The organism is Dyadobacter sp. HNCC25DJ183 (assembly GCF_056895175.1).
Map to the genome: position 1 here is coordinate 595,922 of NZ_JBXHAP010000003.1, position 12,328 is coordinate 608,249.

Consider the following 12,328-nt stretch of genomic DNA (forward strand, 5'->3'; position numbering starts at 1 on the left):
GCTTCCGGTCACATCCTGAACCCTATGAAAAAAATCCTGATACTGTTTGTGTTGCTGACGCAGCTTGCTATGGCGCAGCAATTACGTAAGCCCGGTGAAAATGTCGCCATTCCCGTCGAAGCAGGCACTGGTCAGCCCGACGCGGACCTTGAAAAAATCAGAACACGTGTGGTAGCCGATTTGCTTAAACCAGAAGTAAACGCGGCGAATGTGGCCGATCTGATCAAAACACAAAAACCGGATGGTACCTGGCCGGGGATTAATTATGCGGATGTATCCCGCACCGGCTTTGAGCATAGTGTACACCTCAACAATATGCTGGAACTCGCGCGCGCATTCAAGAAGCCGGGATCTCCTTACCTGGGTAAGCCGGAAGTTAAAAAGACCATTTCAAAGGCACTTGACTACTGGTTTGCCAATGATTTTATATGCGAAAACTGGTGGTGGAATGAAATGGGCACGCCCAACCTGATGATCAGCATCCTGCTCGTACTTGACGAGGACCTTACTCCAAACCAGCGGAAAGAGGGCGTGAGGATAGCGGGCCGGGCCAACATGGAGGCTTCCGGCGCAAGGCCGGGCGGCGACCTGATCCAGATTGCCGGCATGCGCGCCAGGCAGGCGCTTTTTCAACGTAATCCCCAGGTACTAGCCGATGTGATGAAAGTGATGGTTTCGGAAATAAAGGTGTCGACAGGACGCGGTTTGAAGCCGGACCTGAGCTTTCACCACCGCACCGACAATGTCATTTCCACGCTTGCTTACGGTACGGGCTACGCAAATGCGTTCGCCTATTGGGCCGTGAAAACCGAAGGCACGAAATACAAGCTGCCCGACGAGCCGATGAAGCTGCTGGTCGACTACTTCCTGGATGGGATCTGTCAGTCGCATATCCACGGAAGATACCCTGATCCCGGCGCTGAAAACCGGGGGATCAGCCGGAAAGGCGCATTGAAACCGGCCGGTCCCGAATTGGCTGAAAACCTGCTCCGGGCTACTTCTTACCGCAAAGCGGAGCTCGAAAACATAGTCAGGATCAGGAAAGGGGAGGTAAAGCCGAACCTGACCCGCGATCACTATTTCTGGCATTCGCATTACTACACCCATCAGCGGCCCGACTATTATGTGTCGGTGCGCATGCACAGCAAACGCGCTGCCAACATGGAGCAGCCGCATAATGAGGAGGGTTTGAAAAACCACCATTACGGCGACGGCAGCAACTTTATTTCACAGACCGGCAAAGAGTTCGACGGGATTTTCCCGGTTTGGGACTGGCAGAAAATTCCGGGTACGACGGTGGTACAAAAGCCTGATGTAGCGCATTGGAAAGAGCTCGCCAAACCTGGTTTAAATGATTTCACGGGCGGCGTGACGGACCAGCGTTATGGTGCAGCCGCATTCGACTTTGCGAGTGTACATGATCCATTGAAAGCGAAAAAAGCTTGGTTTTTCTTTGATCGGGAGTATGTGAGTCTGGGTGCGGGCATTACTTCTGATGCAGATAATCCGGTAGCTACTACCCTGAACCAGTGTCTGCTTGCGGGCAATGTAACTGTGAGCGACGGCCAACAAACAGCTGTTTTAAAAACAGGAGAACATCAGCTGGAAGCGGCCGACTGGGTACAGCACGATGACGTGGCTTACCTGTTTACCAGGCCAACGAAGCTGAACGTGAGCAATGTGACTGCCACAGGTACCTGGCGGCAGATCAATCACCATTCCTGGGCTACCGACGAAGAGGTAAAGCAGGATGTGTTCAAGGTTTGGCTGGATCACGGACGCAAGCCGGCGGGTGGGAGCTATGAGTACATTGTTGTTCCCGGCATGAAAACAGCGCAGATTGCAGCATACAGGAAGCAGCTACCCGTGCGCATTCTTGCAAACAGTCCCGAAATACAGGCGGTACAGCATGCAGGATTAGGTGTTACGCAGATCGTGTTTTATAAAGCAGGTACACAGAAAATCAGCGATCAGCTCACGATTACAGCGAAAGATCCGTGTATGGTTATGGTAAAAACGCGAGGGAATGCAGTTCAGCGGATCACTGTTTCTGACCCTACTGAGAAGCTGAGCTCACTTGAACTGGAAGTAAGTAAAATGCTCAGTGTGAGTTCCCCTCTTGTTAAAGTAAGTGATGGAACTTTAAAGGGAAGTACGCTCCTGAACTTCAAGCTGCCTGCCGAAGGAATGGCGGGACAGAGTGTAAGTCAGGATTTTAAATAAATAATGGAAACTCCCGCCGAATGCATTTGTTCGGCGGGAGTTTCCCATTATTTATTGGACTTCAAAGCTGACTAGTCAACTTTTTGGGTCAGGTAAAGCGTTGGCATTTCGCTGAGCAGGGAATCGGCCCGGCTCACGAATTCCTTGATGTAAGGTTGTTGATTGTGGTTACTAAGACCAGCCTGGTTCTCCCAGATTTCGTAAAAGACAAACACGTTTTCGTCGTTAATCCCCTGGTGCAGATCATAAAGTACACACGCAGATTCTTTCCGCGTTTCAATGGCCATTTTTTCCAGAATGTCTTTTACCTCTGCTGTAAACTCAGGTTTACTCTTGATTATCGCTGTTAAATAGATTGACATATGTTCAATAAGTTAATTTATAAAGTCCATAATATTGGCAAATTCAGGTTTCCAGCGCAATTCTTCTCTCGCTTTGTTGGCACTGCAATAGCTGCTTGATGCAAAACCAAAATGCGCGCCGATACAGCCGAATTGTTTGGTTCCCTCTTCCACTGACACCGACTGGGCTTCACCCAGCTGAAAAACGTCGCTGATCTTTACTGCAAGCTCTCTGATTGTCGCAGAACCGTTTTCTGCAAAATAGATAGAGCCAGGTTTTGCTTTCTCCATAGCCAGCAGGTACAAATCCACAAGATCTTCAATATGCAGGTTAGACCACCGGTTTGCTCCTTTTCCAAAATACCCTCCGTGCCCTTTTTCCTTTGAAAAGCGGATCAGTGCCGGCAGTTGGATACTGTCTTTTTTGAGACCGGTACCTTTTCCGTACACCATTGTAGGCACAATCACAATGCTCCTCACTCCGCGTGTCGCCGCCCTTTGAATAAATTGGTTCACCAGTACCCGCGACGCCATTTCCAGTTGTGGTTGCAAGGGGATATCTTCTGTAAACCTGAAATCATTGGCTTCTCCTTTTTCTTTTCCGCCCAAAATAGCGGAGCCTGAGGTGAAAACCAGCGTTTTTCCGGTACCAGCAAGCAAGTCGACTAAAAGACCGGCTGCAAATGCATCATCGGCAGATTCGGCCGTGTGAATTACTGTATCGGAATCTGAAATAAACGTTCTGAGCAGTTGCTCGTCGTGTATATTGCCCAACACCCCTGCGAGTCCCAGCGCATTCACGCGGTCGATATCTTCGGGCTTCCGCACCAGTCCGGTCACGTGATATCCTGTTTCTTTCAACTTCATGGCAACCGAACCGCCAATATATCCTGTGATTCCCGTAATGAAAACTTTTTTCGCGTCCATATACCTAGTTGTTTGTCAATGTGGTTTTCAGATGGTTGAGATACAGTTCTTTATAGTTTGAAACCCGCTCGGATGTAACATTCTTCTCCATATCATGAAAATGCATTCCGTTAACCCGCTGCAAGGACAGGAATGCATTCATCCTGTGAAATCCCATTAAAACGCCATCGTCCACACTGGTCTCGTTAAAAAATTCGCCGGGGAGTGTGAATGCGGTCTCGGGTGCATTCCAGGTGGTGGTCACCATGTATTTTCTTCCGGCCAGACTGCCGCCTGTTCCATAGCTAACCTGCGGATTGTCGCTCTTGCGCCCGTCGCTCCTGTACATTCCGGTGCGGTGACCGGCTGTGAAAACCTTGTCGATGTACTCCTTTAATTTGTGGGGAACGGAAAACCACCAAACCGGGAAATGGTAAATGATCAGGTCTGCCCAAACGTAGTTTTCAACTTCTTCCGCCAGATCATATGCTTGATCGACTTCCGTCGTACGTAGTTCGTAGCCGTTTTCAGGTGTAAAAAATGTCTGGTCTGTTTCCAGCAGTGTCTTGTTGAACCTGCCTCCCGAGTGGGCAAACTGTTGCCCGCCGTTAATAATAAATACCTTTTTCATTGTCGCATATTTTTAATGTGACAAAACTAAACGGCTGTTAATTATAATAAAAATAAGTTAAATTTGCGATGTCTATAACTAATATTATACATGCAAGCTAACCTTGAATGGTTCCGGACTTTCAAAGCGGTGTACGATACAGGTACCATGAGCGGAGCTGCCAAGCAGCTGTACGTTTCTCAGCCGGGTGTGGGATTGCATTTGAATGCGCTGGAATCCTATACCGGCTTTCCGCTTTTCGAACGCACTGCGCGTAAAATGATACCTACTGAAAAGGGGAAGTTGTTGTATCAGCAAATGCTCAATTCACTGATGTGCCTGGAAGATATCGAAATACGCTTTCAGCGGAAATCGGGTACCGAGCGCGCGACAGTCAGTGTGGGCATGTGCGTCGAAACCTTTCAGCAAGCGCTGGAAAGGCATATTCCTTCCCTCGATTTCAACCTGATCATGCAATTTGGAAGCCACGACCAGCTGAATTTGTCTCTCGAAAATGGAGCGGTAGACCTGATCCTGACCACCTGCACAAGCAGCAGCAATGGGCTGATCTACGATCCTTTTACAGTGGAGCGGCTTGTGTTGGTAGCGGGGCTGCACACGGATTTAAGCGGCTTCCAGGTACCGGATCAATCGGATAAAACTGCTGCAAGAGACTGGATGAAGACGCAGCTTTGGTACAATACCGCTGCGGATATGGGTGTTCTCAACAGTTTTTGGGAGGTGAACTTCGGGGAGCGACCGGGCTTTTTACCCAACTATATCGTGCCTAATAAATTCTCGATCATCCGCTGCCTTTCGCAGGGAAACGGACTGGCTGTGCTACCGGAGTTTCTATGCAGGCAAGCGATTGAAAGCGGCCAGGTAACGAAGATCTGGGAAGGTTTTGAGCCGTTGGAGAACACGCTTTATTTCGGCAAAAGGAAGCAATCGCTTTATATGCAGGAGATCGGGTATATCGAAACCTTGCTGCAAAGCGAGTTTAAGTGAGAAGCCGGAAAGCTTCTCACTTCATCTAATTCGCATAATTTGTCAGCTGCAGCAAAACACCGTGCAGGTCACTGCTGACTTTAAGCTGACACGCCAGGCGACTATTATCCTGTGCATCCGGACGGGTTTCGAGTGTCATTAACTCTTCGTCCTGCGGTTCGGCGAGCTGGTGCTGGCCTTTCAGGATAAGGCAGTGGCAGTCGGCGCACAGTGCCAGCCCGCCGCAGGTTGCGCGCATTTCATAATCATGGTTTTTCAATGTTTCCATGAGGTTAGCCTCTTCGGCTTCCACCAGTTGCAGCGCTTTTTCCTGTCCCTGGCGATCGATTACTGTCAGCTCTATCATCTTAGAATGCATTAACACCGTTAACAGTTGTGTACTTAAAGCTTAGTTTTTGCTCGGGATACACGTATTTAAAGGCACTTTGCGCCATTAAAGCGGCTTCATGGAACCCCGACAGGATCAGTTTCAGCTTGCCTGTATAAGTATTGATATCCCCGATCGCGAAGATGCCCGGCGTAGATGTGGAGTAATCGTCTACATTCACCTCAATGGCAGATTTGTCCAGCGCAAGGCCCCAGTCGGCTATCGGGCCCAGCTTGGGTGTCAGTCCGAAAAGTGGGATCAGGTGATCAGCTTCCAGGTTAAACACCCCATTGTGTTTGCTGGATACGGTAAGTGACTGCAAATGCCCGTTCCCTGCTACTTCGGTGATCTGCGATTCGAGCAAGAGCCGGAGCTGTCCCTGGTGCGCCATTTCAACCACCTTTTCGGCTGAATCGGGTGCGCCCCGGAATGTTTCGCCCCGGTGAACAAGCGTAAGTTCGGAAGCGATAGGCGCGAGGAAAATAGCCCAGTCCAAGGCAGAATCGCCCCCGCCTGACAGTATCACTTTGCGGTTACGGAAAGTTTCAGGGTTTTTGACAAAATAAGAAATGCCTTTTCCCTCAAACTGCTCCAAACCATTGATAACAGGCTTGCGCGGTTCAAAGCAGCCCAGTCCGCCCGCTATCACGAGTACTTTGCATTCAATGCGGGTATCATCGTGGGTTTGAACCACGAAGCCGCCGTTATCCAGTCGGGTGACAGTATCCACGCGTTCGCCCAGCGTAAAGCCCGGCGTGAAGGGAGCGATCTGCTCCATGAGGTTATCGACCAGCTGCTGCGCCTGAATGGACGGGAAGCCTGGAATATCATAAATGGGTTTTTGCGGATATATTTCTGAAAGCTGCCCGCCTACCTGCGGCAGTGCGTCCACGAGGTGGCAGCGCATTTTTAATAAACCTGCTTCGAAGACGGCGAACAGGCCAACCGGCCCGGCTCCGATAATACATATGTCAGTGGTGATCATCTTTTGAATGGCTAAATGTGCTTTGTTAGTCCATTGCAAAAGTGACACATTCCACTGCCAAAGGCCAATGAAGAATTGTTATTCTATATAACTAAATGTTATAATGGCTTTTGCAAAACCGCATGAAAAGCTCGCTTAGTGCAGATGTTTTTCCGTGGAGATGTATGAACTGGAAGTCACGGTAAATCTCCAATCCTTTGATATCGATAATGGTCAGCTCGTTGTATTTCAATTCGTTCACTACCGATTGTACAGACAGAAACGCGGCGGTTTGTGAATGCAGGAGGTATTGTTTGATTGCGATACTGCTTTCCAGCTCAATTTCGATCGTGAGGTCGCTGAATGCAAGACCGGCTTTTGCCAGCGCTTTTCGCAGTACATCCAGTGTCCCGGAGCCTGCCTCCCGCAACACCAGCGGAATACCGGCGAGCTGTTTCAAGTTGATCTCGCCCCATTTGGCATACTTCCCTTTCGTTTGTGTAACCAGCACAATTTCGTCTTTGACAAAGGGCGTATAGCTGATCTGTGGGTGAAAGCCGGCCCCTTCTACGATCGCGATGTCGACGGTTTCGTCCAGTATGTGTTTGGTTATAAGGTCGGTGTTGCCCTGGATGAATGTGAATGAAAGGGCTGGATAGCTTTTCTTGAAGAGTGCCAGCAGCTTCGGCAGTATCGTCTGCGCAACCGTTGTACTCGCCCCGATGCGGATCGTTCCGCCATGCGCATGCGCCACCTGCGCGATTTCAGATTCCATTTCACGCGAAAGCTGAATGATGCGTTGCGCATACCTGACAAACAATGCACCTTCCGCGGTGAGCCCGATGGTATTTCCATTCCTGGTAAAAAGGCGGCAATTGAGCTGCTGCTCCATCTCCCGCACGTGCTTGGTCACAGCTGGCTGGGTAATGTTCAGTTCAAGCGCAGCTTTGGTAAAGCTGAGCTTTTGTCCCACGGTAAATACTACCAGCAGCCGGTAGTCTACGGTTTTTAATGCAATCATATCTTTAATTTCAGCATTTTCCGGTACATCGTCCGGCTAATCTTATACGCTTCCTGGCACAGCTTTTTAACCTTCGCCATCTTCATTTTTTTAACGAACACAAAATTCATCAAAACTAAAAATCACCTATCATGAAAAAACACTATGGTTTTTGGAAAACGATGCGGAGAGCCCCGTTGTTAATGGCGGTTTGCGGTACGCTCGTTTTTGGTTGCAAAGAAGACGATAATTTCTGGGATGCATTCATTCCCGAGACAGATGAAGAACCAACTTCCACGCAGATCGAGGGTTATGTTTTTTACCCGGCGGTTCAAAAAGCAACAGACGCCAACATCGCCCAGCTGAAAGTACCCGCCGGATTTACGATCAACAAGTTTGCAGACGGGCTGGGTAAGCCCCGCATCCTGCTGGCACACAATGGCCACGTTTATGCTTCCGACCGGGAAGCGGGGATTGTGATTATGCTCACTGATGCGGATAACGACGGCACTGCCGAAGGCAAGAAGACGGTGGCGAACATCAAGCAGGTGCACGGGCTTTCTGTTTACGAGGGCAAAATGTATATGGTAGCTGTAAATGAGGTATATGCAGCTGATATCAATGGCGATGGTACGCTCGGTCAGCCTACTATGCTGATCAATGATCTTCCCGACGGCGGACAGCATCCCAATCGCACCATTGCTTTTGGTCCGGATAAAAAAATGTATCTCACAGTTGGCAGTACCTGTAATTCCTGTCCTGAACCCAATCCTGAAAACGCGACTATCCTGCGTGCCGAGCCGGACGGGTCCAACCGGAAGATATTTGCGAAAGGTTTGAGAAATACGATCGGCTTTGGCTGGCATCCTGAAACGAGTGAGCTCTGGGGAATGGACCACGGGATCGACTGGCTGGGTGATAATGAGCAAAAAGAGGAGGTTAACATGATCAAGCAGGGGGCGGATTACGGCTGGCCTTACATCTACGGTGAAGGCAAATACAACCCCGGCGACAGGCCGCAGGGCGACACTACTTACCAGCAATATCTTGCCAAAACTACATTACCCGCATTGACATACCAGGCGCACTCTGCTCCGATGGGAATGGCGTTTTATACAGGCGCGATGTTTCCCGGTGAGTACAAGAACGATGCTTTTGTAGCGATGCGCGGGTCCTGGAACAGGAGCTCGCCGGTGGGTTACAAGATCGTGCGCATGCATTTCGAAAATGGTAAGCCTGTCCGTTTCGATGATTTTGTAACAGGTTTTATCGTCAACAACAACCGTGCGCATTTCGGCAGGCTGGTGGGCGTAACTGTGCATAAAGACGGATCACTGCTTTTCTCCGACGATACCAACGGGGTTGTTTACAGGGTATCCTATAGATAAAGCGAAGCAGCTCTGACCTGCAACTTTGAATTAACACCAAACACGACTGTATTTATTATGGAGAATCAACAAAACCAGCATTTCGGTAGTGAGCGCGCCGTCACGAGGGACGGGCACAATGTAAGTTTATGGCAAAGAAATATGCATCTGGATAAACAGAATGGCACTTTCGATCCTGCTTTCGTTTATGATGCATTGATAGTAGGAGCGGGGATCACCGGGATTACTGCCGCATTGCTGTTGCAGAGAGCGGGACGTAAATGCGTGATCGCCGATGCCCATCATGCTGGCTACGGAACTACCGGAGGTACCACTGCCCACATCAATACTTTTGCGGATACGACCTATGCCGAGGTGGAAAGTGCATTCAGCGAGGAAGCTTCGAAGCAGTTTGCGAAGTCAATTGCGCAATCGGTGAGCCTTATTACCGAGCTGGTAGACAAGTACGAAATCGAATGTGATTTTGAGCGTAAGAAAGCGTACGTGTATGCGCAGACAGACGATGAAGTAAAGGAGCTGGACGATATGCTCGAAAGTACCATCCGTGCAGGTGTACAGGTGGAAGTTACCCAAACGGCGCCTGCACCTCAGTCTTACCTGAAAGCGCTGGAGTACGATCACCAGGCGCAGTTTCATCCATTGAAATATATTCTGGCATTGCAGAAGGAGTTTGTAGCGCTGGGCGGAGTTGTGCTTGAAAACACCCGGATTGAGGATATTTCTACGGAAGATGATGTGCATACTGCCAAGTCGCCGGAGAGAGAGATTAAGGCAAAGTCTGTGTTTTATGCGACGCACATTCCGCCGGGCGGGGTAAACCTGCTGCATTTCCGCAATGCGCCCTACCGCAGCTACGTGATCGCGGCCACGCTCAGCGACAATGCTTATCCCGATGCATTGGTGTATGACCTGAAAGATCCTTATCACTACTTCCGCACGCACGAAGTGGACGGACAGAAATACCTGATCTCCGGCGGGCACGATCACAAAACGGGCCACGGAGAGCCGGAGCAATCCTTTGAAGACCTGATCAATTTTACCAAATCCTGCTACCAGGTCGCGGAGGTATCTTCCAGATGGTCGGCGCAATATTATGTACCTACTGACGGACTTCCCTACATCGGGCATCTGCCAGGCGCGTCGAAGGGCATTTACGCAGCGACGGGCTACAATGGGAACGGTATTATCCTGGGTACGGTGGCGGCAATTGTTGTCAGTCAGCTAATCGCAACCGGAGAAAGCGAGTTTAAAGATCTCTTCGATCCGGGCAGGATTAAGCCTATTGCAGGATTTACTGAGTTCGTCAAGGAAAATGCAGACGTGGCAAATCGTTTCGTAGCAGACCGCATTGGTATTGAAAAGATTGATTCCGTGGCGCAGCTTCCTGTGGATTCAGGCGATATCGTTGAATACGATGGACAGAAGCTGGCGATTTACAAGGATACGAAAGGCCAGGTACACGCGCTTGATCCCGTTTGTACGCACGCAGGCTGTATTGTAAAATGGAACGGTTCCGAGAAGAGTTGGGACTGCCCTTGTCACGGCGGTCGCTTCAATGCGTACGGGCAGGTACTTACTGGTCCTACGCGCCTTGATCTGGAACGGATTGTGGTTGGGGAAGGGAAGGAGAGTTGAGTTTATGAGTTTAGAGTTTATGAGTTTAGAATTAGAGTTTATGAGTTGTTTTAAATAATAAAAGACCTGCCGGCTTGATTGCGGGCAGGTCTTTTATTTTACTTAAAATCCGATACTGAATTATCGCCGGGTGCGGAGGAATGCGATCGCTAGTACTGCAATGCCGGCTCCCAGTGCGATTTTCCGCGTGAGGCCAACTTTGTTATACTTCATCTCCGACTTCCCTCCAAGCTCCGAGAATACATCCGGGAAATGTCCCTTGTTGATATCCTCGTGTATCCCTTCTATCATATTCACACGGTCGGCTACGAGTAGGAGCAGCCAGTGCCTGATCATCGATTCGCTGTATTTGAATGCGTAGCGACGAATTTTGCCACTCAGTCCTTTGGGCGGATTGGGCGTTCCGAATACTGCGGTAAGGCCCGGGCGCTCGTTTGAATGGAGTACTTCAACCAGTTCAGGCTGTTGCGGCGGTCGCTCCCAGATCATCCCTTTGTTATCGTTTTCAGTCCTTTTCTTCATCGGGTATGCCGGCACGTCCAGCGGATCGGCGTCAATTCCCCAACCATTGATGTGGCTGTAATCTTGTGCTGTCTTTTTCATAATGCTGGTTATTTTCTTGCTGATGGTGGTATTAGGATTGGCTTGATGCAGTTGTCCAGTTTGGCTGAGAAAATGTGGTAAGCATCCGAAACTTCTTCCAGCGGAATGCGGTGGGTAATAATGTCTTTCGGACTCACCCGGCCAGACTGAATATGGTCGATCAACTTAGGAAGCAGTCTTTTTACGGAAGCCTGATTGGCGCGGATTGTGATACCCTTGTTCACCACGTTTCCGATCGGGATCAGGTTTCCGGTTGGTCCGTAAACACCCACAATGGACACGATACCTCCTTTTTTAACCGAGTTGATCGCCCAGTGAAGCGCCGTGGCTGAGCCCGATTGGAGCATCAGTTTACGACCTGTAATGGTTTGCATGGCGTCACCCGCAGCTTCGCAGCCTACGGCGTCAATACATACGTCTGCGCCGAGCCAGTCTGTAGTCTTTTTCAGGAACAGTACTACATCTCCCAACGAGCGGAAGTTGTACACTTCGCATTGCGCATAGTTTTTCACGAATTCCAGGCGGTATTCAAGATGGTCGATCACGATCACGCGGCCTGCGCCGAACAACCAGGCTGATTTTGCCGCCATGATCCCGACTGGCCCTGCACCAAATACCACCACGGTATCGCCGGGTTTGATCCCGCCCATTTCAGCGGCCTGATAGCCGGTAGGGAACACGTCTGTAAGCAACACTGCGTCGTCGTGGTCCAAGTTATCAGGAATGATCATCGGGCCCACGTCTGCATATGGTACGCGCACGTATTCAGCCTGGCCACCGTCGAAACCGCCGGCTGTGTGCGAGTATCCGAAAATCCCGCCTACTGCAGTAGCCTCGGGGTTGGATTCGTGACAGTTACCAAAAAGTCCCTGTTCGCAAAACACGCATTTGCCGCAGGCGATATTAAAAGGAACGAGTACGTTGTCGCCCACTTTCAGGTTTTGTACTGCGTCGCCGATCTCTTCCACAACCCCGATGAACTCGTGGCCGAATGTGGTTCCGACGCGTGTGTCGGGTACCATTCCGTGGTATAAGTGGAGGTCGGACCCGCAAATACACGAACGTGTTACCCGGACGATCGCATCACCTGAATGCTCTATTTTCGGCATCGGCTTACTGCGATCAGCTCTGACCCGGTACGGGCCCCTGTAATTCATTGCTAACATAGTTTTACCGTTAATTGGTTGATGATGTTGAACATGTGAAATTGGGCGGGTATGTAAAAAATTATTCCAGCCCTGCCGGATCTTCTTATTTGTGCTGTTTTTAGATGTTGGTGAAAA

At 49.9% G+C, this 12,328-nt stretch carries 12 protein-coding genes; 4 read left to right on the plus strand and 8 right to left on the minus strand.

Annotation, left to right across the window (positions count from 1 at the left end; translation table 11 throughout):
- The first annotated feature begins 24 nt into the window (after positions 1-24).
- Complete coding sequence (locus AC1XTG_RS10005; RefSeq protein ID WP_484841867.1) at positions 25-2,223, plus strand: polysaccharide lyase family 8 super-sandwich domain-containing protein; 2,199 nt, start codon at positions 25-27, stop codon at positions 2,221-2,223.
- 71 nt (positions 2,224-2,294) lie between these two features.
- Here the strand turns inward: AC1XTG_RS10005 and AC1XTG_RS10010 are convergent, their stop codons facing one another.
- Genes AC1XTG_RS10010 through AC1XTG_RS10020 form a run of 3 tightly spaced genes read right to left on the minus strand, consistent with a single transcriptional unit; the run spans position 2,295 to position 4,101 of the window.
- A complete protein-coding gene (locus tag AC1XTG_RS10010; RefSeq protein WP_484841868.1) occupies positions 2,295-2,585 on the minus strand; it encodes a putative quinol monooxygenase in 291 nt (96 codons plus the stop codon).
- Positions 2,586-2,597: 12 nt separating this feature from the next.
- Entirely contained in the window at positions 2,598-3,491 is an 894-nt protein-coding gene (locus AC1XTG_RS10015; protein WP_484841869.1) for an NAD-dependent epimerase/dehydratase family protein, read from the minus strand.
- Between the two features lie 4 nt (positions 3,492-3,495).
- Positions 3,496-4,101 carry an NAD(P)H-dependent oxidoreductase gene (locus tag AC1XTG_RS10020; RefSeq protein ID WP_484841870.1) on the minus strand — a complete coding sequence of 202 codons (606 nt, stop codon included), beginning with the start codon at positions 4,099-4,101 and terminating at the stop codon, positions 3,496-3,498.
- A 90-nt stretch (positions 4,102-4,191) separates the two neighbouring features.
- Here AC1XTG_RS10020 and AC1XTG_RS10025 point away from each other — a divergent pair, with 90 nt between their 5' ends.
- Positions 4,192-5,088, plus strand: a complete 897-nt coding sequence (locus AC1XTG_RS10025) for a LysR family transcriptional regulator (RefSeq protein WP_484841871.1) — start codon at positions 4,192-4,194, stop codon at positions 5,086-5,088.
- A 25-nt stretch (positions 5,089-5,113) separates the two neighbouring features.
- Here AC1XTG_RS10025 and AC1XTG_RS10030 read toward each other — a convergent pair whose 3' ends face one another.
- The 3 genes from AC1XTG_RS10030 to AC1XTG_RS10040 all read right to left on the minus strand — a co-directional run bounded on the left by AC1XTG_RS10030 (position 5,114) and on the right by AC1XTG_RS10040 (position 7,440).
- Positions 5,114-5,446 carry a 2Fe-2S iron-sulfur cluster-binding protein gene (locus tag AC1XTG_RS10030; RefSeq protein WP_484841872.1) on the minus strand — a complete coding sequence of 111 codons (333 nt, stop codon included), beginning with the start codon at positions 5,444-5,446 and terminating at the stop codon, positions 5,114-5,116.
- A complete protein-coding gene (locus AC1XTG_RS10035; protein WP_484841873.1) occupies positions 5,436-6,440 on the minus strand; it encodes an NAD(P)/FAD-dependent oxidoreductase in 1,005 nt (334 codons plus the stop codon). The genes AC1XTG_RS10030 and AC1XTG_RS10035 overlap by 11 nt, the downstream gene beginning before the upstream one ends.
- Positions 6,441-6,531: 91 nt before the next feature.
- A complete protein-coding gene (locus tag AC1XTG_RS10040; protein WP_056288896.1) occupies positions 6,532-7,440 on the minus strand; it encodes a LysR family transcriptional regulator in 909 nt (302 codons plus the stop codon).
- 131 nt (positions 7,441-7,571) lie between these two features.
- Here AC1XTG_RS10040 and AC1XTG_RS10045 point away from each other — a divergent pair, with 131 nt between their 5' ends.
- Positions 7,572-8,807, plus strand: coding sequence for a PQQ-dependent sugar dehydrogenase (locus AC1XTG_RS10045; protein WP_484841874.1), 1,236 nt, complete (start codon positions 7,572-7,574; stop codon positions 8,805-8,807).
- 57 nt (positions 8,808-8,864) lie between these two features.
- A complete protein-coding gene (locus tag AC1XTG_RS10050) occupies positions 8,865-10,442 on the plus strand; it encodes an FAD-dependent oxidoreductase (RefSeq protein ID WP_484841875.1) in 1,578 nt (525 codons plus the stop codon).
- Positions 10,443-10,562: 120 nt separating this feature from the next.
- Here AC1XTG_RS10050 and AC1XTG_RS10055 read toward each other — a convergent pair whose 3' ends face one another.
- Entirely contained in the window at positions 10,563-11,045 is a 483-nt protein-coding gene (locus tag AC1XTG_RS10055) for a hypothetical protein (protein WP_056290464.1), read from the minus strand.
- Positions 11,046-11,053: 8 nt separating this feature from the next.
- Positions 11,054-12,211 carry a zinc-dependent alcohol dehydrogenase gene (locus tag AC1XTG_RS10060; RefSeq protein WP_484841876.1) on the minus strand — a complete coding sequence of 386 codons (1,158 nt, stop codon included), beginning with the start codon at positions 12,209-12,211 and terminating at the stop codon, positions 11,054-11,056.
- Positions 12,212-12,328: the final 117 nt, after the last annotated feature.

Bases quoted from the DNA above. Each gene is read 5' to 3' on its own strand.
- AC1XTG_RS10005 (WP_484841867.1), top strand. From the start codon at position 25: ATGAAAAAAATCCTGATACTGTTTGTGTTGCTGACGCAGCTTGCTATG.
- AC1XTG_RS10010 (WP_484841868.1), bottom strand. From the start codon at position 2,585: ATGTCAATCTATTTAACAGCGATAATCAAGAGTAAACCTGAGTTTACA.
- AC1XTG_RS10015 (WP_484841869.1), bottom strand. From the start codon at position 3,491: ATGGACGCGAAAAAAGTTTTCATTACGGGAATCACAGGATATATTGGC.
- AC1XTG_RS10020 (WP_484841870.1), bottom strand. From the start codon at position 4,101: ATGAAAAAGGTATTTATTATTAACGGCGGGCAACAGTTTGCCCACTCG.
- AC1XTG_RS10025 (WP_484841871.1), top strand. From the start codon at position 4,192: ATGCAAGCTAACCTTGAATGGTTCCGGACTTTCAAAGCGGTGTACGAT.
- AC1XTG_RS10030 (WP_484841872.1), bottom strand. From the start codon at position 5,446: ATGCATTCTAAGATGATAGAGCTGACAGTAATCGATCGCCAGGGACAG.
- AC1XTG_RS10035 (WP_484841873.1), bottom strand. From the start codon at position 6,440: ATGATCACCACTGACATATGTATTATCGGAGCCGGGCCGGTTGGCCTG.
- AC1XTG_RS10040 (WP_056288896.1), bottom strand. From the start codon at position 7,440: ATGATTGCATTAAAAACCGTAGACTACCGGCTGCTGGTAGTATTTACC.
- AC1XTG_RS10045 (WP_484841874.1), top strand. From the start codon at position 7,572: ATGAAAAAACACTATGGTTTTTGGAAAACGATGCGGAGAGCCCCGTTG.
- AC1XTG_RS10050 (WP_484841875.1), top strand. From the start codon at position 8,865: ATGGAGAATCAACAAAACCAGCATTTCGGTAGTGAGCGCGCCGTCACG.
- AC1XTG_RS10055 (WP_056290464.1), bottom strand. From the start codon at position 11,045: ATGAAAAAGACAGCACAAGATTACAGCCACATCAATGGTTGGGGAATT.
- AC1XTG_RS10060 (WP_484841876.1), bottom strand. From the start codon at position 12,211: ATGTTAGCAATGAATTACAGGGGCCCGTACCGGGTCAGAGCTGATCGC.